At 73.5% G+C, this 21,699-nt stretch carries 17 protein-coding genes; 6 read left to right on the top strand and 11 right to left on the bottom strand.

The annotated features are described in order from the left end of the window. Positions 1–2 precede the first annotated feature (2 nt). The 9 genes from AQJ66_RS03680 to AQJ66_RS03640 form a co-directional block, all read right to left on the bottom strand. A complete protein-coding gene (locus tag AQJ66_RS03680; protein WP_061916205.1) occupies positions 3–1,307 on the bottom strand; it encodes a M20/M25/M40 family metallo-hydrolase in 1,305 nt (434 codons plus the stop codon). Then, positions 1,300–2,133 (bottom strand): M55 family metallopeptidase, encoded by an 834-nt coding sequence (locus AQJ66_RS03675; protein WP_061916202.1) that lies wholly within the window; start codon positions 2,131–2,133, stop codon positions 1,300–1,302. Before AQJ66_RS03675 ends, AQJ66_RS03680 begins: the two co-directional genes overlap by 8 nt. 87 nt (positions 2,134–2,220) lie before the next feature. Continuing rightward, a complete protein-coding gene (locus AQJ66_RS03670; RefSeq protein WP_061916198.1) occupies positions 2,221–3,891 on the bottom strand; it encodes an ArnT family glycosyltransferase in 1,671 nt (556 codons plus the stop codon). Continuing rightward, positions 3,888–4,931: a glycoside hydrolase family 26 protein gene (locus tag AQJ66_RS03665; RefSeq protein ID WP_063804000.1), complete on the bottom strand. Its 1,044-nt coding sequence runs from the start codon at positions 4,929–4,931 to the stop codon at positions 3,888–3,890. Before AQJ66_RS03665 ends, AQJ66_RS03670 begins: the two co-directional genes overlap by 4 nt. After that, complete coding sequence (locus tag AQJ66_RS03660) at positions 4,928–6,553, bottom strand: glycosyltransferase family 2 protein (protein WP_208611268.1); 1,626 nt, start codon at positions 6,551–6,553, stop codon at positions 4,928–4,930. The genes AQJ66_RS03665 and AQJ66_RS03660 overlap by 4 nt, the downstream gene beginning before the upstream one ends. A gap of 188 nt (positions 6,554–6,741) precedes the next feature. Continuing rightward, on the bottom strand, positions 6,742–7,461 hold the full coding sequence (locus AQJ66_RS03655) for a class I SAM-dependent methyltransferase (protein WP_061916195.1): 720 nt from the start codon (positions 7,459–7,461) through the stop codon (positions 6,742–6,744). A gap of 138 nt (positions 7,462–7,599) precedes the next feature. Further along, entirely contained in the window at positions 7,600–10,065 is a 2,466-nt protein-coding gene (locus AQJ66_RS03650; RefSeq protein WP_061916192.1) for an ATP-binding SpoIIE family protein phosphatase, read from the bottom strand. A 155-nt stretch (positions 10,066–10,220) separates the two neighbouring features. Further along, positions 10,221–12,644, bottom strand: coding sequence for an MFS transporter (locus AQJ66_RS03645; RefSeq protein WP_061916189.1), 2,424 nt, complete (start codon positions 12,642–12,644; stop codon positions 10,221–10,223). A 154-nt stretch (positions 12,645–12,798) separates the two neighbouring features. Further along, the gene (locus AQJ66_RS03640) at positions 12,799–13,242 is read right to left on the bottom strand and encodes an SRPBCC family protein (protein WP_061916186.1); all 444 of its coding nucleotides are present in this window, start codon (positions 13,240–13,242) and stop codon (positions 12,799–12,801) included. A 135-nt stretch (positions 13,243–13,377) separates the two neighbouring features. Here AQJ66_RS03640 and AQJ66_RS03635 point away from each other — a divergent pair, with 135 nt between their 5' ends. Next, a complete protein-coding gene (locus tag AQJ66_RS03635) occupies positions 13,378–14,415 on the top strand; it encodes an Rv2578c family radical SAM protein (RefSeq protein ID WP_061916183.1) in 1,038 nt (345 codons plus the stop codon). A 39-nt stretch (positions 14,416–14,454) separates the two neighbouring features. On the opposite strand, the gene AQJ66_RS03630 is transcribed toward AQJ66_RS03635, so the two are convergent. Then, on the bottom strand, positions 14,455–15,126 hold the full coding sequence (locus tag AQJ66_RS03630; RefSeq protein ID WP_425264262.1) for a helix-turn-helix transcriptional regulator: 672 nt from the start codon (positions 15,124–15,126) through the stop codon (positions 14,455–14,457). Positions 15,127–15,353: 227 nt separating this feature from the next. Here AQJ66_RS03630 and AQJ66_RS03625 point away from each other — a divergent pair, with 227 nt between their 5' ends. The 4 genes from AQJ66_RS03625 to AQJ66_RS03610 all read left to right on the top strand — a co-directional run bounded on the left by AQJ66_RS03625 (position 15,354) and on the right by AQJ66_RS03610 (position 18,854). After that, positions 15,354–16,064 carry an alpha/beta fold hydrolase gene (locus AQJ66_RS03625; RefSeq protein ID WP_061916180.1) on the top strand — a complete coding sequence of 237 codons (711 nt, stop codon included), beginning with the start codon at positions 15,354–15,356 and terminating at the stop codon, positions 16,062–16,064. A 207-nt stretch (positions 16,065–16,271) separates the two neighbouring features. Further along, a complete protein-coding gene (locus AQJ66_RS03620) occupies positions 16,272–17,840 on the top strand; it encodes an alpha/beta hydrolase (protein ID WP_061916178.1) in 1,569 nt (522 codons plus the stop codon). 57 nt (positions 17,841–17,897) lie between these two features. After that, positions 17,898–18,296, top strand: a complete 399-nt coding sequence (locus AQJ66_RS03615; RefSeq protein ID WP_061916174.1) for a RidA family protein — start codon at positions 17,898–17,900, stop codon at positions 18,294–18,296. A gap of 39 nt (positions 18,297–18,335) precedes the next feature. Then, positions 18,336–18,854: a GNAT family N-acetyltransferase gene (locus AQJ66_RS03610; protein ID WP_061916171.1), complete on the top strand. Its 519-nt coding sequence runs from the start codon at positions 18,336–18,338 to the stop codon at positions 18,852–18,854. Between the two features lie 7 nt (positions 18,855–18,861). Here the strand turns inward: AQJ66_RS03610 and AQJ66_RS03605 are convergent, their stop codons facing one another. Then, entirely contained in the window at positions 18,862–19,440 is a 579-nt protein-coding gene (locus AQJ66_RS03605; protein ID WP_061916168.1) for an adenylosuccinate lyase, read from the bottom strand. Between the two features lie 367 nt (positions 19,441–19,807). On the opposite strand from AQJ66_RS03605, the gene AQJ66_RS03600 reads away from it, so the two are divergent. Further along, positions 19,808–21,613: a 3-hydroxyacyl-CoA dehydrogenase family protein gene (locus AQJ66_RS03600; protein ID WP_061916164.1), complete on the top strand. Its 1,806-nt coding sequence runs from the start codon at positions 19,808–19,810 to the stop codon at positions 21,611–21,613. Positions 21,614–21,699: the final 86 nt, after the last annotated feature.

Genomic DNA, 21,699 nt, shown 5'->3' with positions numbered 1-21,699 from the left:
GCTCAGGCCGTCCGCAGGAAGCGGTCGAGGACGCGGACGCCGAAGTGCAGCGCCTCGACGGGGACGCGCTCGTCCACGCCGTGGAACAGCGCCTGGTAGTCGAGGTCCGCGGGGAGCTTCAGCGGCGCGAAGCCGTAGCCGGTGATGCCGAGCCGCGAGAACTGCTTGGCGTCGGTGCCGCCCGACATGCAGTACGGCACCACGTGCCCCTCGGGCGCGAACTCCTCCACGGCGGCCCGCATCCTGGCGTACGTCGGCGAGTCCAGCGGGGCCTGGAGGGCGACCTCCCGGTGGGCGAACTCCCAGTCCACGTCCGGGCCGGTGAGCCGGTCCAGGGTGGTGCGGAACTCCTCCTCGCCGCCCGGGAGGTACCGTCCGTCGACGTGGGCGACGGCCTCGCCGGGGATGACGTTCAGCTTGTAACCGGCGTCCAGCATGGTCGGGTTGGCGCTGTTGCGCACGGTCGCCTCGACCAGCTTGGCGGCCGGGCCGAGCTTGTCCAGCAGCCGGTCGACGTCGCGGAAGTCGGGCTCGATGCCGTAGAGGGCCGCGAGCTCGGTGAGCGCGGCCCGCACGGTCGGGGTGAGCCGGAGCGGCCACTCGTACTCCCCGATGCGGGTGACGGCGGCGGCGAGCCGGGTCACCGCGTTCTCCCGGTTCACCTTGGAGCCGTGCCCGGCCCGGCCGCGCGCGGTGAGCTTCAGCCAGCCGGTGCCCCGCTCGCCCGCGGCGATCGGGTAGAGCTGCCGGCCGGCGCCGTCGTGGAAGGTGAAGGCGCCGGACTCGCTGACGCCCTCGGTGCAGCCCTCGAACAGCCCGGGGTGCTCGTCGGCGAGGAACCCGGAGCCGTCCTCGGCGCTGGCCTCCTCGTCGGCGGTGAACGCGATGACGACGTCGCGGCGGGGCCGTACGCCCTGCCGGGCCCAGGAGCGGACGACCGCCAGGATCATCGCGTCCATGTTCTTCATGTCGACGGCGCCGCGCCCCCACACCACCCCGTCGCGGATCTCCCCGGAGAAGGGGTGCACGCTCCAGTCGGCGGCCTCGGCCGGCACCACGTCGAGGTGGCCGTGCACGAGCAGCGCGTCGGCCGCCGGGTCGGTGCCCTCGATCCGGGCGACGACGTTGGTGCGCCCCGGGGTCCGCTCCAGCATCAGCGGTTCCAGGCCGGCCCCGGCCAGCCGCTCGGCCGCGTACTCGGCGGCCGGCCGCTCCCGGCAGTCGCCGCCGCCCCGGTTGGTGGTGTCGATCCGGATGAGGCCGGAGGTGAACTCGACGACCTCGTCCAGTGCCTGCGCGTCAGCCATACTGCTCCTCCACCGCGGCCGAGACGATCGTGGTGACCGCCTTGAAGGTCCGGATTCCCTCGTACATGGTGTCGCTGGTGTACGCCACCTTCCGCTCGCCGGTGCGGGCGACGCCCGGCACGACGGTGGCGGCCATCGCCAGGTGCTCGGCGTCGAACTCGACGGCGACGGTGAACGGACCGCCCCGCACCGGCTCGTGGCGCACGGCCAGCCCGGCGGCCTCCTTGGCGGCCGCGCGGATGTCGGCGGCGGTCCGGGCCGGGGTGCGGCACACCGCCGCGTACCGGGACACGTGGTCCTTCACCGCGACCTTCAGCGCCTCGGGAGCGTAGCCGAGCGCGTCCTCGCAGGCCACGTCGTCGCCGGTGACGAGGACGACGGGGACGCCGTACTCGGCGACCACGTGGGCGTTCAGCAGGCCCTCGCTCGCGCGGACGTCGTTCACCCACACCCCGGTGATCTGGTTCGCGAGGTAGGTGTGGGCGAGTACGCCCTCCGCCCCGGCGCCCGCGTGGTAGCCGACGAACGCGATGCCGTCCACGTCGCCGTGCTGCACGCCCTCCACCATGGACAGCGCCTTGTGCCGTCCGGTGAGCATCTCGATCCGCTCGTCGAGCCGTTCGAGCAGCAGGTTGCGCATGGTCCAGTGGGCCTCGTTGACGAGCACCTGGTCGGCGCCTCCGTCGAAGAAGCCGACCGCGGCGGCGTTCACGTCCGAGGTGAACATCGACCGGCACCGCTCCCACTGCGGTGTCCCCGGCAGCACGTCGGCCGGCCAGGTGACACCCGTGGCGCCCTCCATGTCGGCACTGATCAGGATCTTCATGGTGCGCACGTTACGCGCCGGGAGCCGGACGGGCCACGACGGGTCGGCCGGAGCGCCCCGGGCCGCCGCCCGCGGCTCCCGCCCTGCTCAGCGGGGGCCGCCGCTCTGCCGGACCCAGATCTCGAAGTGCCCGGTGCCCGTGGACGTCCGGTACGGCAGCGAGCCCTTCAGCCGGTAGCGTCCGCTGGTGCGCATCTCCTGGCGGACGGCCTCCTCGGCCGGGGCCAGGCCGCCGGAGTAGTTCAGCACCACGCCGTCGAACCAGCCGTCGCGGACGGCCGCGCGGTAGCCGGGGATGCCCGACAGACGGCGGCCGTCCCGGGTCTTGTAGTCGATGAAGAAGAACGACAGCCAGTCCTGGTAGGAGGTGCGGCGCTCGCGGCTGAGGTAGTAGACCGGGCCCTCCTTCGGGTCGCCCAGCCAGTGCTGGCCCGGGCGGACCGTGTAGGACAGCTGCGGGACCAGGTAGCGGGTGTCCGGCCAGCTGCCGAAGTAGGTGGCCGACTGGCTCAGCCCCAGGGTGAGGGCGACCACCCCGATGGCGATGGCCCACTGCGGGAACTTGACGTGGGCGCCCATCAGCCGGGTCACCCCGACGCCCGCCATGGGCGCGGCGAAGAACAGCCCGAAGCCGATGTGCTTCTGCAGGGACGTCTCGGTGTGCAGGTGGATCTGGTAGGCGGGCGCCAGCAGCGCCGTGCCGGTGAGCAGCACGCCGAGGCAGGTGCGCCAGCGCCGGCCCGGGACGGCCCTGCGCCAGCCGGGGATCTCGCTCAGCCGGGCGGTGCGGGCGTAGGTGACCGTGCCGACCAGCGCGACGGCGACCAGCAGGCCCGCCCAGCGGGCGGTGTCCTGGACGATCTGCCAGGTGGGCGTGGAGCCGTGGGCGCGGGCGGTGGTGGTGCTCTGGATCGCCGTCAGGTAGCCGCTGGCCACCAGCCCGCCGACCAGGATGCCGAGGGTGGCGACGCTGAAGAGGGCGCCGCGCAGCAGGGCGCGCCGCACGTGGTGGTGCCGGTAGGCGGCCAGCACGTACAGCAGCACCAGGGTGGGCAGGAACAGCGCGGAGGCGTACTTCACGCCGACCGCCAGCGCGGCGACCAGCGCCACGGGCGCCGCCAGCGCCCAGTGCCGGGGCGCGACGACCACCAGGAGCCAGCCGGTCAGGGCCAGCAGGCAGACGGCGAGGGCGTCGTAGGTGGCGAAGTGGCCGAGGAACAGGGTCGGCATGGAGACGGCGAACAGGGCTCCGGCGGCGAGGCCGGCCCGTTCGTTGAAGAGCCGCCGGGTCAGCCCGTACAGGCAGGCGGTGGCCGTCAGCATGAACAGCAGGCTCATCGCGCGGACCCCGGCGAGGCCCAGGACGGAGTCCACGGCGGCCGCGAGCACGGGGTACAGGACGGGCGCGCCGGAGAAGTAGGTGTCGAACCCGCCGTAGTTCGGCGCCCCGTAGAAGAGGTGGCCGATCTCCACGTGCCCGGCCCAGATGTACAGCGCCTCGTCCTCGAAGGCGGAGTTGGCCAGCCGCAGCGACAGCGCGGCCTGCACGAGCAGGATCACGGCGAGCAGCGCGAGGCCGACCGTGCGGCGGCGCCGCCCGGTGTCGGCGGCCCAGCCCATCTGGGCGGGCGGTGGCAGCGTCCAGCCGGGCAGCGGCTCCTCGACGAAGGAGTAGCCGGGGTCGGCCTCCGGCGGGGGCGGCGGCAGGACCCGCAGCTGCATGGTCTCTTCGTGCAGCGGGGGCACCGTGTGGCTCATCGTTGCTTCTGTCTCGTGTGCTTCAGGGCGGTGAAGTCGAGGTCGTACCGGTGGTCGCGGGCCGCCGCGCGGAACGCGGCGAGCGCCTCGGGGCTGCTGTCGACCCGCCAGTCGGTCTCCTTGTCCAGGTCGAACCAGATGAAGCCCACGACGTCGCTCCGGCCGGCGACGGTCTTCAGCAGTTCCGTGATCTGCGCGCTCTTGCGCGGGCTGGGCTGGGCTCCGGTCTCGGCCAGCAGGAAGGGACGCTCGGTGAAGGTCCTGATCTGCCGGAAGGTGGGCCCGAACAGCGCCGCGAAGTCCTGGGCGCCGGTGCGCGCGTAGTAGCCGACGACGCCGACCCAGTCGACGTAGCCGTCGCCCGGCCAGTAGGGCTTGAGGGCCACCTGGGGCACCGGGTTGACGACGTTGGGGCTCCACACCCAGATGACCGTCGAGACGCCCTCGTCCTGGAAGACGTCGTGCACGTGGCGCCAGGCCTTCACGAACTGGGCGGCGGTGGCCTTGCCGTGGCCCCACGGGTACCAGCCGCCGTTCATCTCGTGCGCGAGGCTGATCGCCACGGGCACGTTCACGGCGCGCAGGGTCCGGGCGGTGCTGACGATGTACGCGTCCTGGCTGCCGTCGGCGATCTGCGCGAGGGTGGCCTTGTGCGGCTCCCAGGCGATGTACGGCAGCTGGCCGTTCTCCCACACGGCCTCGGTCTGGTCGGCCTGCAGCGCGTCGCCCCAGCCGAGGTAGTACTCCAGCATCGTCGGGGTGCGGCCGACCTGGGAGGCGTACTTCCCGACGGGGCCCAGGTCCCTGGGGACGCCGTCGAAGGTGGCCCCGAAGTACTTCTTGCGCGGATGCAGCAGCGGTGTGACGTCGTACGGCTGCGCGGGCGCGTACGTCGTGCCGCCGCCGGGCAGGGAGACGGCCGGCTGGGCTCCGTCGCCGCCGGCGCCGACGGGGGCCGGGCCGGTGCTCACACAGCCGGCCAGGCAGACGACCGCGGTGACGACGGCCGCCAGCAGCCGTCCGAGGGAGGTGGCCTTCACGCGGTCACCTCCTTCGGCTGGATCAGCACGCGGGCGACGGCCACGGCGTAGAACAGGCCGGAGGCCAGCATCAGCGCGAAGTTCTCCGGGTGGGCGCCGCTCATGCGCCACACGGCGAGGGCCGGCCACAGCACCGCCGTGGGCGCGGACCACAGCCACATGCCGCCCCAGAAGCGGCGCGTCTTGTTCTTCTTCGCCCCGCTGGACCCGGTGGGCTGCCAGCCCATCGGGCGGCGGCGCGCGACGTCCCAGATGGCGAAGACGTGCGCCCAGCCGTACATGACGCGGGTCGCCCAGGCCTCCAGCCGGTAGGGGTTGCGGTGCCACAGGGGGTAGACCACGGTCAGGTAGAGCACGCTGGGCAGGACCATCCAGTAGTTGGTGGCCTGGAGCTGGTCGGGGTAGTGCACCAGCAGGGTCAGGGCGATCAGCGGGGTGGTGAAGGTGAGCAGCGCGGTCTCGATGTAGTAGATGAAGCCGGACATGTAGCAGAGCCGGCTGGCGAAGCGCATCTTGACCTGCCAGAAGTCGCGCAGGCTGCCCATCATGCTCATCGACGCCATGCACCAGCGGTACTGCTGGTTGTAGTAGGCGCCGACGGTGTCCGGGCAGATGCCGGTGGACAGCGCGAGCGGGACGTAGCGCAGGTCCCAGCCGCGGGCCCGCAGGTCGAAGCCGGTGTGCATGTCCTCGGAGTGCTCGATGAGGCTGGTGCCGCCGATCTCGTCCAGGGCCGCGCGGCGGTAGACCGCGCAGGAGCCGACGCAGATCGAGCCGTCGCTGCGCTGCCGGGAGACCTGCACCGAGCGGTAGAACAGCTCCTGGACGGCGCCGGCGCCGCGCTCGATCCAGTTCTGCTGGTCGAGCACCCGGAAGAACTGCGGGGACTGGACGATGGCGCAGCGCGGGTCGTCGTCCAGGTAGGGCATCAGCTCGTGCAGCAGGTCGGCGCGCGGGACGAAGTCGGCGTCCAGGATGAGGATGGCGTCGCCGGAGGAGTTCTCGAAGCCGTGGCGGAGGTTGCCGGCCTTCTTCATCCAGCCGCGGTTGGGGCGCACGAGGTGGCGGAAGCCGAAGTCGGCGGCCATGGCGGCCGCCTCGGCGCTGGCCCCGTCGTCGAGCACCAGGACCTCGACGCGGCCGGGGTAGGTGTCGGCGAGGACGCGGACGTGGCGCCAGGTGTTGTGCAGCACCTCCAGGGGCTCTCCGCACACCGGCAGGAAGACGTCGACGCTCGGGTAGTACGGCGGGCGCCAGCCGCGGACCAGGCGGCGGTGCGCCTTGAGGTCGAAGCTGGGGGCGAACGCCTCCAGCCGCAGGGATATCAGGAAGCCCAGGACCGCCAGCAGCAGCGTGGGGGCGAACACCCAGATCCACGAGCTCTGCCGGGCCGTGTCGGCCTGGCTGAGCAGCACGCAGACGAACCCGATGAAGGAGCTGGACGTCAGCACCCAGGTGTAGCGCTTGACGTAGCTGTACTTCTCCCGTTCGTCGGGCGGCGTGGGCAGCAGCCCCGCCGGACTGGGCAGACGCCCTGAGCGCGGGGCACGCCGCCGCCCCCGGCTGCGCACTTCGGCCGTACGGACCGTCACGGCTGAGGGCCCCCCTCTACACCTTCGCATGAACAAGCGAGGGGAATGCTATCCGACCGGTCTTCACCGGAGGGACACGGCTTCATCACGGCCGGATGACCCGGTTCCAAATTCGCCGTGGTGACCGGCTGATTCGCAGCCCCCCGGGAGCGCGGGACGCACGGCCGGCGCGGCCGTGCGTCCCACGCCGCGGACTCAGGGTCCCGGCCGCCGTGCGGTCACTTCACGGCCAGCACGAACCAGCGCGCCGGGAGGTCGATCCGGGTGCCGTCCGCGCGGTGTTCCGTCTGCGGCAGGGCCGTCTCGCCGGTGGCCAGTATCTCCATGCCGCTCTTCGCGAGCAGCAGCGGGATCTCCTCGTCGTCGGCGTCGGCGGGCTTGAGGCCGTAGTCGAACACGCGGCGCAGCTTGGGCCCCGGGCCGCCCGGGTCGGACGCGGCGCTCTTGAGGACCTCCCGGGACTCGGAGGTGAGCTCGACGACGAACGCGCGCCCCTCGCTGCCGATGAGCTCGGCGACGGCGGCGGCCACCGCGGCGCGTGCGCCCGGTTCGCTCTGGTGGATGACGGCCCGCATGTAGACGTTGCTGTCGCCGAGCCGGTCGTGCAGGGCCCGTACGGCGTCGGTGTCGGTGAGGTCGAGCTGCTGGAACTCGACGGACTCGCCGTCCGCCGCGCGACGGGCGTGCTCTATGGCGGCGTGCGAGAGGTCGACGCCCACGGCCCGCGCGAACCGGGTGGCGAGGTAGCGGGTCTGGGTGCCGTTGCCGCAGCCGAGGTCCACGATGGTGCGCGCGCTGTCCGCGTGACGCAGGAGCAGCGCGCTGTGCGGCTCGGCGCTCAGCGAGGGATCGGCGTCCCAGATGGCCTCACCCCTGGCGTCGGAAGTGTCGCGCCAGTAACTCTCCCAGGAGTTGCGGTAGTTGTCCGAGACGTTCATGGCGATCTCCCCACGGTCGGTTGCGTGATCGGGATATCGCGAGGGCCGTGGGTGGGGCAAGGGTCCGGTGGCCACCTTTACGGGATGCGCGGAGCTCGCTTCTCCCGTGGAGCGCGCGGCGGGTCCGCGCGCTCCGGTTCACTGCCTGCCGTTGACGGCCTGTTCGAACCAGACGGTCTTGCGGTGTCCGCTGGCGCTGGCGCCCCACTCGCGAGCCAGCCGGCTGACCAGGCGCAGACCGCGGCCCGACTCGTCGTAGGGTCCCGTGCTCAGCATGGCGGGCAGGGCCGGCTCGTCGTCGGTGACCTCGAACAGCAGCGCGTCGGTGCGCACCAGCCGCAGCCCGATCCGGCCGCCCGTGCCGTGCTGGACGGCGTTGGTGACGACCTCGCTGACCAGCAGCCGCGCCGTCTCCACCGCCTGGGGCAGGCCCCACTCCAGGAGCCGGTCGCGGACCAGGCGTCGGGCCCGGCCCACCTCACGCGGCTCGGCGTCGAGCCGCCATTCGGCGACGTGGTCGTCGGGGATGCCGTTGAGCCGGGCCATGAGCAGCGCGACGTCGTCCTTGCGGCCGCCGTGGGTGTTCAGGGCGCGGATGATGGTGTCGCAGGCGTCGTCCATGGAGGCCGCGGGGTGGGCGGCGGACTCGCACAGCGCGGCGAGTCCCTCGCCGATGTCGGAGCCGCGCACCTCGACCAGGCCGTCGGTGCACAGCACCAGCCGGTCACCGGGTGCGACCCGGACGACGGAGGACTCGAACGCGACCCCGCCCACGCCTATGGGCGCGCCCGTGGGCAGGTCGAGCAGTTCGCTGCGGCCGTCCGCGGCGCGCACCAGCACGGGCGGGATGTGTCCGGCGTTGGCGAGGTGCAGTTCGCCGCGGATCGGGTCGTAGACGGCGTACAGGCAGGTGGCGAGGTAGTTCTCGCCGAGCCTCCGGGCCAGGTCGTCCAGGTTGCGCAGGAGCTGGGCGGGCGGGGTCTCCAGGGCTGCCATGGTCTGCACGGCGGTGCGCAACTGGCCCATCATCGCGGCCGAGTTGAGACCGTGTCCCATGACGTCGCCGACCACGAGGGCGGTGCGGGAGCCGGGCAGCTTGATGGTGTCGAACCAGTCGCCGCCGATCCTGCCGAGCCGGGTGCCGGGCAGGTACCGGGTCGCCACGTCGCAGCCCGCCATGCGCGGGCTGACCTGCGGCAGCATGCTGTCCTGGAGGGTGTCGGCGACGTTCTCCTGGTACGTGTACATGCGGGCGTTGTCGAGCACGAGTCCGGCGCGGGCGGCGAGTTCGGCGCCGGTGGTGCGGTCCATGTCGTCGAACTGCGGCCGGTCCGGGCGGCGCATGAGGACCATGAAGCCGAGGACGACGTTGCGTGCCTTGAGCGGCACGATCAGCAGGGAGCGCCGGCCGATCAGCGGCCGGAGGTCGCGCTTCTCGAACTCGCCGGCGATGCGGTCCGACAGCTCGTCGGTGACCCTCGGCACGAGGACGGGCTCGCCCGTGACCATGCACCGGTAGAAGGGCGTGTGCTCGGGGAAGGCGAAGGCCTCGCCGACGGGCACGGTGTCGTCCCAGCGGCCCGGCTCGTCGTTGTGCTCGACCCAGACGCGGTGCATCACGGTGCTCGCGTCCGGCGGGCCGTCCGGGAAGCCCTCGCCGGCCAGGACGGCCGCCCGCAGGTGGGTGCCGGCGAAGTCGGCGAAGCGGGGCACGGCGGCGCTGGTGACCTCGCGGATCGTCTCGTGGAGGTCGAGGGAGGTGCCGATGCCGGAGCTGACCTCGTTGAGGAACTCCAGCCGCTCGCGCACGGCCGCGTACTCGAGGTCCTGCTCGGCCCCGGCGGGCACCACGGGCGCGGTGCGCTGCTGCGGTACGACGGCGGCGGTCTCGGTGCGCAGGCGCCCGGGCCGGCGCGGCACGCCCCAGTACGGGGTCACGGGCACCCGGTCGTACTGGCTGAACTCCAGGATGGGGTAGCCCAGTTCGAGGATCTGGGAGACGATGCGGCCGCTGAGTCCCGGGCCCATGTTGGGCAGGATCTCCGGCAGCCGGCGCTCCAGCTCCTCGGGGGCGGGCAGTTCGGTGTGGCGGGTGAAGCCGGGTGAGATGCGTTCGGCGCTCTCGTCCTCGTGGCCGCGCTCGTCGCGCAGCCGGGTGGCGTCGGCGGCCAGCACCAGCAGCCGGAACGGGCCGGGGCCGACCAGCGGGTAGGCCCACCACAGCACGTCGATCCGTTCGCCGTCCTTCGCCCGGTCCGGCGGGGCCACCCGGGCCCGGCCCGCCGTCGCGTAGCTGGTCCGGCCGCCCAGGGAGGTCTCGAGGTCGGGGCCCAGCCCGTCGTACGCCTCGTAGGGATCGCGGGCGTCCGGCATCGTGTCGCCGTGGAGGTCGTCGGGGAGGGCGCCGGAGACCGGCAGCAGGTCCGCGGCGGGCCGGCCGACCGCGTCCTCCCGGCCGACACCGAACAGACGGCGGGCGCCGCTGCTCCAGTGGGACACCAGGCCGTCGCGGTCGACGACCACCACGGCGAGCGGGATCCGGCCCGCCGTGACGTCGTCGGCGCCGCGGCCGGGAGGTGCGTCCCGCTCGCTGCCACGGTCCATGGCCCAGGCCCTCTCTCCCCGCAGGCTGCACGCAAACGATCTGTTCCCCCGTCACCCACGGTACGGCGGCGGCCGGTTGCGATGTGTGGCATTCCTGGAATTGGTTTCACCGCGGCGCACCGGCGCGCGGCCCCGCGCTCCGCGGGCGCCCCCCGTCAGTCCTCGTGCCCCAGTTGCAGGTCGCGTTCGGTGCGGCCACCGCCCGCGACCTGCAGGACCGTGGCGACCGGCGGGTAACCTGCGGCGATCACGGTGTACTCGCCGGAGGAGAGGTCCACGAACCGGAACGATCCGTCGCCTCCCGTGGTGAGGGTGTCCACGACGTTGCCGGCGGCGTCGAGGAGCGTCACGCGCGCGTCCTCCACGGGCCGGCCGCCGCTCGCCCGGACGGTGCCCCTGAGGACGGCCCCGCCCGCGAGTTCGATGTCCTGCCGGGTCTCCCGGGCGGCCTGCACGGTGACCGGGAGCGCGGCGGGGCGGAAGGCGGGCGCGCTGGAGGCCAGGGTGTACTCGCCGGCGACCAGTTCGGTGATGACGTAGCCGCCCTCCCGGCCGCTGCGGGTGGTGGCGACGACCTCGCCGTGCACGTTGGTGAGGGTGACGGTGGCGTCCCGCACGGGGCTGCCGTCGGCGGTGAGCACACTGCCGGCGAGGCGTCCGGCGCCGCCGAGGACGACGTCGAGCTCGACGGGCCGCTCGCCGACGGTCACGGAGACGGCCTGCGGCTGGTGGCCGCCCGCGGCGGCGATCAGCACGTACGAGCCGGTGCCGGGCGTGGCGAGGGCGTAGCGCCCGTCCTCGCCGCTGGCACCGCGCCCGATCTGCTGTCCGGCGACGTCGATGAGGGTGAGCGCCGCGCGGGGCACGACGGTGCCGTCGGGGTGCTGCACCGTGCCGCAGAGCGGCAGGCCGGCGGCGTGCGGCGGGCGGGGTGAGTGGGGGGTGCCTCCGGCCTGGGGCTGGGGGCGGGCCTGCGGGACGGCGGCGGTCACGGACGCGGGCTCCGTTTCGGCGGCGTGGTGGGACACCAGCGGTTTCTCCTTGAGGAAGAAGGCGATGAGCAGGCCGAGCGCGAGCACCGGGACGAGGTAGAGGAAGATCCGGGGCATCGCGTCGGCGTAGGCACGGACGTAGGCGTCGCGCAGGGCCGGTGGCAGGGCGCGCACGAGCTGCGGGGTGAGGGACTCGGGGTCGGGCAGCCGGGCGCCCGCGCGCGGGGGCAGCTCGCGGCGCAGCGCGTCGGTGAGCCGGCCCGCGAAGAGGGTGCCGAAGACGGCGGCGCCGACGCTGCCGCCGATCTGCCGGAAGTAGTTGTTGGCGCTGGTGGCGGTGCCGAGGTCGGCGGGGCGCACGGAGTTCTGCACGGCGAGGACGAGCACGGGCATGACCAGGCCGATGCCGGCGCCGAGGACGGCCATCCAGATGCTGTAGTGCAGCCGGGGCGTGTCGGCCGCGAGGCGGGACAGCAGCCACATGCCGAGGGTGGAGACGGCCGCTCCGAGGACGGGGTAGAGCTTGTAGCGGCCGGTGTGGCTGATGAGCTGTCCGCCGATGACCGAGGCGCCGACGATGCCGGCCATCATGGGCAGCATCAGCAGCCCGGACCCGGTGGCGCTGGCCCCGTCCACCATCTGCAGGAAGGTCGGCAGGTAGCTGGCCGCGCCGAACAGGGCGACGCCGATGACGAGGCCGACCAGGGCGGTGACGACGAAGACCGGGTCCCGGAACAGCCGGAGCGGGATGACGGGTTCGGCCGCGAAGTGCTCGGCGACGAGGAAGAGCGCGGTGGCGGCGAGGGCGCCCGCGCCGAGTGCGACGATCCGCCGGGAGTCCCAGGCGTACTCGGTGCCGCCCCAGCTGGTCAGCAGCACCAGGCAGGTGGAGGCGGTGGCGAGCAGCAGGGCGCCGAGGACGTCGAGGCGGGCCTTCGCCCGCGGCCTGGGGAGCTTCAGCACGACGGTGACGACGGCCAGGGTGACCAGGCCGAAGGGCACGTTGACGTAGAAGCACCAGCGCCAGGAGAGGTGGTCGGTGAAGTAGCCGCCGAGCAGCGGTCCGGCGACGGAGGCGAGGCCGAAGGCGGCGCCGATGAGGCCCATGTAGCGGCCGCGCTGCCGGGGCGGCACGATGTCGGCGATGATCGCCTGCACCCCGATCATGAGCCCGCCCGCGCCGACGCCCTGGACGGCCCGGAAGGCGATGAGCTGGTCCATGGTCTGCGCCCGGCCGGCGAGGGCGGAGCCGGCGACGAAGGCCAGGATCGCGAACTGGAAGACGCCCTTGCGGCCGAGGAGGTCGCCGGCCTTGCCGTACAGGGGCAGGCCGATGGTGGAGGTGAGCAGGTAGGCGGTGATCGCCCAGGACATCCTGTCCAGGCCGTGCAGCTCGCCGACGATCTTCGGCAGCGCGGTGGCGACGATCATCTGGTCCAGGGCGGCCAGCAGCAGGGCGAGCATCAGCCCGACGAAGACCAGCCGGACGCGGCGCGGCGGGAGCTCGGCGGGTTGGGGGTGCGGTGGCGCGGGTGCGCCGGCCGGCGCCGTGACCGGTTCGTCCCGCACCAGAGTCGTCCCGCCCACGTACCGCTCCCCTCGTCGTACCTGTCGCACTGTCCCGCGTACGGCGGCAACTGCGAACAAGTACGGGTGGTTACGGCATCATCCCGGTCCGAACCGGGATCCACCCGAACCGGTGACGGGGCGCACGCGGCGCCCCGTCACCGGGGGGCGCGGGCTACTTCTCGACCTCGGCGGCGAGGTTGGCGAGGATCGCGTCGTAGATGCGGCCGAGGCCCTTGGGCGCGAAGGTCTTCTCGAAGAAGCCGCCGATGCCGCCGGCGCCCTTCCAGGTCGTGGTGGCGACGACCCGGGACTTCCCCTCGCCCGCCGGGGTGACGCGCCAGGTGGTGACCATGGAGGAGTTGCGGTCCTTCTCGACCAGCTCGCCGTCGGTGGGCTCGGTGACCTCCAGGAGGCAGTCGCGCACCCGCTTGCTGGTGGCCTGGAGCTTCCAGTGGACGAGGGTGCCCTCGCCGTCGCCGCCCTCGCGCACCTCGTACTCGCTGAAGTGCTCGGGCAGCAGCTTGCGCCGCGTGTCGCGGTAGTCGGCGAGGGCGTCGAACACCTTCTCCGCGTCCGCCGCGACGACCCGCTCCGTAGTGGCCTCGACCTGCGCCATTGCATTCCTCCAGGACCTGTTCGCACGAGCTTGGGGCAAGCCAACCACCCCGGCGCCCGGCCGCCCAAATCGGGGTGCGCACGATCATGGGAACAGATGTTCTATTGTGGGCGGCAGTGCTACCGAGGAGGCGTCATGCGCTGGGAGAACCTCACGGGCGAGGCCGAACACGGCCGGGCCGACGCCGCGCTGTTCGGCGCGGACGCCGTCACCACCCGCACCTTCGACACGCCCGAGTTCCGCGGGATGACCTTCCACGAGGTGCGGGCCCGCTCGATCCTCAACCGGGTGCCGGGCGCCTCGCGCATGCCGTTCGAGTGGACGGTGAACCCCTACCGGGGCTGCTCGCACGCGTGCGTCTACTGCTTCGCGCGCAAGACGCACAGCTACCTGGACCTGGACACGGGCCTCGGCTTCGACAGCCAGATCGTGGTGAAGGTCAACGCCCCCGAGCTGCTGCGCCGCCAGCTGGCCTCGCGCCGCTGGCAGGGCGACCACGTGGCGATGGGCACGAACGTCGACTGCTACCAGCGCGCCGAGGGCCGCTACCGGCTGATGCCGGGCATCATCTCCGCCCTCACCGAGCACGCGAACCCGTTCTCGATCCTGACCAAGGGCACGCTGATCCTGCGCGACCTGGACCTGCTGGTGCGCGCGGCCGAGGTGACCGACGTGGGCATCTCGGTGTCGGTGGGCTTCACCGACCCCGCGCTGTGGCGCACGGTCGAGCCGGGCACGCCCGCGCCCGAGCGCCGCCTGGACGTCGTGCGGGTCCTCGGCGAGCACGGGATCGGCTGCGGGGTGCTGATGGCGCCGGTCATTCCCTTCCTGAGCGACGACCCGGGGCAACTGCGCGCGACGGTGCGGGCGATCGCGGCGGCCGGGGCCACCTCGGTGACGCCGCTGGTGCTGCATCTGCGGCCGGGTGCCCGGGAGTGGTTCATGGCGTGGCTCGGGCAGCACCACCCGCACCTGGTGCGCCGCTACGAGCGGCTGTACGCGGAGGGCGCCTACGCGCCGCGGTGGTACCAGCGCCGGATCACCCGTCAGGTGCACGACCTGGCCCGGGAGTACGGCATCGGCCCCACGCGCGCGAGCCTGTCCCGGCGCGTCCGGCCGGCGGAGCCGGAACCGCGGGCCGGGTCCGAGCCGACCCAGCTCACCCTGATCTGAGAGGGCGGTGCGCGAGCCGGTGTCCGCTGCCGGACTCCGCTAGGACCTGGTCCGGTAGCGGCCCGGGGTCGTGCCGACGATGTCGGTGAACGCCGCGATGAAGCTGCTGGGGTTGGCCCATCCGCAGGCGTGGGCGGTTCGGGTGGTGTCGTGGCCGTCGGCGAGGAGGACGAGCGCGTGGTAGACGCGCAGGTGCGTGCGCCACTCGTAGAACGTCATGCCGAGTTCGGTGCGCAGCAGCCGGCTCAGGGTGCGGGTGCCGGCTCCGATCGCCTTCCCGAGTTCGGCGAGCGTGGCGTTGTCCGCCGGCCTCTCCGACAGCATCCGGGCGACGGCTCGCAGCCGGTCGTCCCGCGGCTCCGGCAGCTGCAGCGGCTGCTCGCGTGCTTCGCGGAGTTCGTCGACGAGGACCCGCAGGAGGCGGGCGCGCGCGGAGCGGCTGTAGTGCGGCGCGGCGTCGTCGTGGTCGCGGGGGCCGGTCAGGGCGAGCAGGACCTCGCGGGCGAGGCCGGAGGCCAGGAACACGGCGGGGCGGTCCGGCAGGAGCCGGGCGACGGACGGCGTGAGGAAGACGATCCGCATGTCGGTGTCGCCGTGGGCGCGGTGGTAGTGCCCGAACCCGCCGGGGGTCCAGGCGACGCGGTTGGCGGGAACGATCGACGTGCCGCGCTCGGTGTGGACCGCCAGGACGCCGCCGGCCGCGTACACCAGGTGTCCCCGAGCGTGCGTCTGCGGCGGGCTCGTTTCGCCGGACGGCCAGAGGTGGCGCCCGCCGGACGGCCATATGTGCGACGTCGCCCCGGCGATCGGGGAAGGTTGGCGGCGAACAGGCACGAGTTGGCAGCATACCGGTGGCCGGCCGGACGTCGATCTCGTGACACTGCCTCCATGCGAAGTGGCCTTCGGTCGCGCGAAGGGCCCGAGAGAAGGGGAGACGCATGGCGACGTTCGTCCTCGTGCCCGGTGGCTGGCACGGCGCCTGGTCGTTCGAGGCGGTGGTTCCGCTGCTGGAGCGTGCCGGTCACGCCGTGCACGCCATGACCCTGACCGGTCTGAGGCCGGACGACGACGGCGCGACGGTCGCGGCCGCCAATCTCGACACGCACGCCGACGACGTGCTGCGGCTCCTCGATCGCACCCGCGTCGCCGATGCCACACTGGTCGGTCACAGCTACGGCGGGATGGTGATCGCCGCCGCCGCCGATCGGGCCGGCGGCCGGATCTCCCGGCTGGTGCATCTCGACGCCTACGTACCCCGCGACGGCGAGTCGTGCTGGTCGTCGACGACCGAGCGCTACCGGGAGGTGTTCGCTGCCGGCGCCGCGGCCAACGGCTACGCCGTCCGGCCGCCCGACGGCGGCGATCCCCGCCGCCGCCCCCACCCCTTCGCCTCCTTCCTGCAGGGCGTCCGGCTCACGGGAGCGCTCGCCCGGATCCCCCGCCGGGAGTTCGTCTACTGCTCGGGATGGGCGGACCGGACGCCGTTCACCGAACTGCGCACCCGGCTCCGAGCCGATCCCGAATGGCGGGTCCACGACCTGCCGACCGGTCACGACGCCATGCACGAGGCACCGGAGGCGGTCGCCGCACTCCTGCTCGGCGAACGCGCCGAGGACGCGTCGGCGCACCGGGGGCCGGCTCGCCCTTGACGGCCACTCGGTCCCGGTTCGTCCCGCGTCGCCGCGAGCGCACGGCCGGGCCGGTTCGGCGCGCCCGGCCTCGGCGTTGGAGGGCATCCCTCGGCCCAATTGGGTCAACTATGGCCAGAACGCGTTCTTCCGGGCGCCGACGCCGGGACGATGCGGCGAGAGCCGTGAGCCGCGCGGCTCGCGTCACCCGCCGTCCCGGGAGGCCCCATGAGAAGACGCGCAGCGGTGCTGTGCGCAGCCGCCGCCGGCGTCGTGCTGGCGGGCTCGGTCACGGTCCTGCCCGCCCGGGCGTCCGGCGCCGCTCCCGCGCCGGGGCTCACCTGGAAGGCGTGCGGCACCAGCGACTACCCGAGGTTGCAGTGCGCGTCCCTGAAGGTGCCGCTGGACCACGCGAACCCGTCGGGCACGCAGATCACCCTGGCCCTGTCGCGCGTGCCGCACACCGCGCCCACCTCCCAGGGCCCGCTGCTGGTCAACCCGGGCGGCCCCGGCGGCAGCGGTCTGACCCTCGCCGGGTTCGTCGCCTCCGCGCTGCCCGAGAAGGTGGCGGCCCGGTACGACGTGATCGGCTTCGACCCGCGCGGCGTGGGGCGCAGCACCCCGGCCCTGGACTGCGCGCCCGGCCACTTCCGGCCCGTGCGCCCGGACACCGTCCCCGCCACGCCCGAGCTGGAGCGGCGGAACCTGGCGCGCGCCGAGTCCTTCGCCGCCGCCTGCGGCCGCCGGTACGCGCGCGTGCTGCCGTACCTGAACACGGCCGACGCGGCCCGCGACATGGACGCGGTACGGCAGGCCCTGGGCGCGCGGCAGCTCACCTACTTCGGCTACTCCTACGGCACCTACCTCGGCGCGGTCTACGCGAAGCTGTTCCCGGAGCGGGTGCGCCGCCTGGTGCTGGACTCGATCGTGGACCCGTCGGGGGTCTGGTACGAGGACAACCTCGCCCAGGACCACGCCTTCGACGACCGCCACCGCGCGCTGATGGCGTGGATCGCCCGCCACGACGCCCGGTACCGGCTCGGCACGGACCCCGCGCGGGTCGAGGCGAGGTGGTACGCGATGCGGGCGGCCCTGGCGAAGCGGCCGGCCGGCGGCGAGGTGGGCGCCGCCGAACTGGAGGACACCTTCATCCCGGGCGGCTACTACGACGGCTACTGGCCGTACCTGGCCGAGGCCTTCGCGGCCTACGCCAACGACCACGATCCCGAGCCGCTGGTGGAGGCGTACCGGAACCTCGCCGCGGTGGGCGCCTCGGGCGACAACGGGTACAGCGTCTACACGGCGGTGCAGTGCCGTGACGCGCTCTGGCCGCGCTCGTGGAACCGGTGGCGGGCGGACACCCGGTCGGTGTACGGGAAGGCGCCCTTCATGGCCTGGAACAACGCCTGGTACAACGCACCCTGCGCGTTCTGGCCGACGGGCCCGCTGCGGCGGGTGGACGTCGCCAACGCCGAGCTGCCGCCGGCGCTGCTGTTCCAGGCGACCGACGACGCCGCGACGCCGTACCCCGGTGGCGTGCGGGTCCACCGTCTGCTGGCCCGCTCGAGCCTGGTGGTGGAGCGCGGCGGCGGCAACCACGGCATCACGCTGAGCGGCAACGCCTGCCTCGACGGCTACCTGGCCGCCTATCTGGCCGACGGCACGCTGCCGCACGGCACCGGCGAGGCGGACGCGGTCTGCGAGAAGTCGCCCGGCCCCGAGCCCCTGACGGCGAAGGCGGCCGCGACCACCTCGCGCGGCTCGACCCTGCACGGCCTGCTGGGCTTTCGCCGCTGAGCGGCGTGCGGACGGACCGCCCGGGGCGTTGTCGGTGGCGTGGTCCACCATGGAGCCATGACCGCACCGAGCCGCATCCCCGCTCCCGAGGGCGTCGCGCCCGCGACGCAGTACAGCCACGTGGTCACGGCCACCGGCCGCCTCGTCGCCGTCTCCGGCCAGCTGGCCCTGGACGAGCACGGCACGCTGGTCGGCGCGGGCGATCCGGCGGCCCAGGCCCGGCAGGTGTTCGAGAACCTGAGGCGCTGTCTGGCCGCCGCGGGGGCCGGCTTCGAGGACGTCGTGAAGCTGACGTACTTCGTCACGGACGTGGCGTACCTGCCGGCCGTCCGCGCGGCCCGCGCCGCCCACATACCCGACGACCGCCTTCCGGCGGCCTCCGCGGTGCAGGTGGCGGCGCTGGTGGCGCCCGAGTTCCTCGTGGAGATCGAGGCGCTCGCGGTGGTGCCCGCATAATCGCGGGCGCCGCGGCGCGCGGTTGCCTAGGGTGCGGGCATGGACGACCGGCTCATCCGCATCCGCCCGATGGACCTCGCCGACTGCGAGCGCGTCTCGGAGATCCGCGTGCGCGGCTGGCAGCACGCCTACCGGGGACTCATGCCGCAGCCGTACCTGGACGCGCTCAGCGTCGAGACGGACGCCGGGCGGCGCCGGGCCTGGTACGCGCAGGGGGACGGCACGGTGGTGAACCTGGTCGCCGAGCGGGGCGGCGAGGTCGTCGGCTGGGCGGCGCACGGGCCGTACCGGGACGGTGAAGTGCGCACCGCGGAAGCCGAGTTGTACGCCCTCTACGTCGACCCGGCCCGCGTCGGCACCGGTGTCGGGCGGGCGCTGCTGGCCGAGGTGACCGGACAGCGCTCCGGAGCCGGGCGCATGTTCCTGTGGGTGCTCAAGGAGAACGCGAACGCCCGACGGTTCTACGAGCGGGCCGGGTTCCGGCCCGACGGCGCCGAGGAGCCCTTCGACGTGGACGGCGTGCCCGTGCCCGAGGTGCGCTACGTCAGGGTGCTCTGACGCACCGTCACCGCTGCCGCTCCGGTATGCGGGCCAGGGCGTGCACCGCGGCCTCGGCGAGCGCCGGGTGGGCGAGCGCCTCGGTCAGGACGCGGCGCGCGCGCGGGTCGCCGAGCGTGCCGAGGCCCTCCACGCAGGCGAGGGCCACCCGCCGGTACGGGTCGTGCGGGCCCAGCCGGCGCTCCAGCGTGGTGATCAGCGCGGGCACGGCCTCGGGGGCGCGCAGCTCGACCAGGAGCCGCACCGGGTGCAGGGCGTAGGCGACGCGCAGTTCGTTGGTGGCGAGGGCGGCCGCGGCGCGCGCCGTGCGGGGGTCGTCCAGCCGGGCCAGGGCGTACGCGGCGGAGGCGCAGCGGGGCGGGTCGCGGTGGTTGAGCAGCAGCACCAGGGACTCGAAGGCGCGCCGGTCGCCGGCCAGGCCCAGCCGGAACGCCGCCAGTTCCCTGGCCCACAGCGGCTGCCCGGGCGCGGTGAGCACCTCGGCCAGTTCGTCGTGGTCCCCGGTCGCCAGCAGCCGGTCGTACGCCGCCGAGCCGTGCGACTCCTGCCGTAAACGCTCCGTGAGCGCTCGCAACTCTTCGTCCACGAACCCCAGCGTAGGCGGGTTGTGCGCGCGGAGGGAGCTACATCACAAAGTCCGGGGGCTAGCGCGCTCGTTACCAGCCGGTTAAGCTCATACGAGCGAGCAACCCTCTCGCTTTCGCTGACGACGGTTTGGTGACGCAGCCGTCGTGAGCGCGGTCGGTTCGGTACCTCGGTACCGCAGCAACGACCCGGCTCCGGGACAGGGCCGGTCGGATCAGCCGCTCCCCGGGCGTGTGCACGCCCGCGGTCCACGGCACCGGGCGTGTGCGCATGCAGCCCGGCAACACCCGCACTCTCACGCCCCGTGGTGCGCCTCCCGGCGCACCCGGCGCGCTCCTCGTCGTCACCCTCATTCCTGGAGTCCCGCGATGGCCACTCCCCTGTCCGACCCCTCCCTGTCCCCGCTCAAGACGATCGCCGTCGTCGGCCTCGGCACCATGGGCACCGGCATCACCGAGGTGCTCGCGAAGGCGGGCCGCGAGGTGATCGGCATCGACGTCAGCGAGGCCCAGGCGGCGAAGTCGCTCGCCGCCCTGGAGTCCGCCACGGCCCGCGCCGTCGAGCGCGGCCGGCTCACCGAGCAGGAGCGCGCCGGCGTCCTGGCCCGGGTCCGCACCTCCACCGACCTCGCCGCGGCGGCCGACGCCGACCTGGTCATCGAGGTGGCGCCGGAGTCGTACGAGATCAAGCACCAGATCTTCCGCGAACTGGACGGCATCGTCCGCCCGGAGACGATCCTCGCGACCGGCACCAACGCCCTGTCGGTCACCCGGCTCGCCGCCGACTCCGCCCGCCCCGAGCGCGTGCTCGGCCTGCACTTCTTCAACCCGGCGCCGGCGATGAGGCTGGTCGAGGTGGTCTCCTCGGTGCTGACCGCGCCGCAGGCCGTGGCCACCGTCACCGACCTGGCGATCGAGCTGGGCAAGGAGCCGGTCGCGGTCGGCGACCGCCCCGGGTTCGTGGCCGACGGGCTGCTGTTCGGCTACCTCAACCAGGCCGCCGCGATGTACGAGGCCCGGTACGCCTCCCGCGAGGACATCGACGCGGCGATGCGGCTCGGCTGCGGCCTGCCCATGGGGCCCCTAGCCCTGCTGGACCTCATCGGCATCGACACCGCGCGGACGGTCCTGGAGGCCATGTACGCCGAGTCCCGCGACCGGCTGCACGCCCCCGCCCCGATCCTGAAGCAGCTCAGCGAGGCGGGCCTGACCGGCCGCAAGTCGGGGCGCGGCTTCTACACCTACGAGGCCCCGGGCAGCGCGACCGTCGTCCCGGACGCCCTGACCCCGGCCTCCGCCGGCACGGGGACCGCCGGCCGCCCGGTGCGCTCCGTCGGCGTCGCGGGCTCCGGCACCATGGCCTCCGGCATCGCCGAGGTGTTCGCCAAGGCCGGGTACGAGGTCGTCCTCGCCGCGCGCGGCGAGGAGAAGGCCCAGGCCGCCAGGGCCCGCATCGGCAAGTCCCTGGCCCGCTCCGTCGACAAGGGCCGGATGACCGCCGAGGCGGCCGCGCAGACCCTGGAGCGGATCACCCCGGTCGGCTCCTACGACGCGTTCGCCGACGTCGACCTGGCGGTCGAGGCGATCGCCGAGGACCTGGAGGTCAAGCGGCAGTTGTTCCAGGCGCTGGACAAGGTGTGCAAGCCGGGCGCGGTCCTGGCGACCACCACCTCCTCGCTGCCGGTGGTCGCCTGCGCCCGGGCCACCTCGCGTCCGCAGGACGTGATCGGCATGCACTTCTTCAACCCGGCGCCGGCCATGAAGCTGGTCGAGGTCGTCCGCACGGTGCTGACGGCCGACGACGTCCACGCGACGGTCCGGGAGGTGTGCGCCAGGATCAGGAAGCACGCCGTGGACTGCGGGGACCGCGCCGGCTTCATCGTCAACGCCCTGCTGTTCCCCTACCTCAACAACGCGATCAAGATGATCGAGGAGCACTACGCCTCCCTGGACGACATCGACGCGGCGATGAAGCTCGGCGGCGGCTACCCGATGGGCCCCTTCGAGCTGCTGGACGTGGTCGGCCTCGACGTCTCGCTGGCCATCGAGAAGGTGCTGCACCGCGAGTTCCGCGACCCGGGCCTGGCCCCGGCGCCGCTGCTGGAGCACCTCGTGGCGGCGGGCTGCCTCGGCCGCAAGACCGGCCGCGGCTTCCGCGAGTATGCCCGCCGCTGACGGCGCCGGCGACTGGTTCCGGACGCAGCCGGACTGGGGCGGACTGCTCGACCCGGCGGGGCATCCCGCACCCGCCGGGCCCGGCG

This window comes from Streptomyces bungoensis, from assembly GCF_001514215.1.
Taxonomy (GTDB): Bacteria; Actinomycetota; Actinomycetes; order Streptomycetales; family Streptomycetaceae; genus Streptomyces; species Streptomyces bungoensis.
This window is presented reverse-complemented; position numbering and strand designations above follow the sequence as displayed.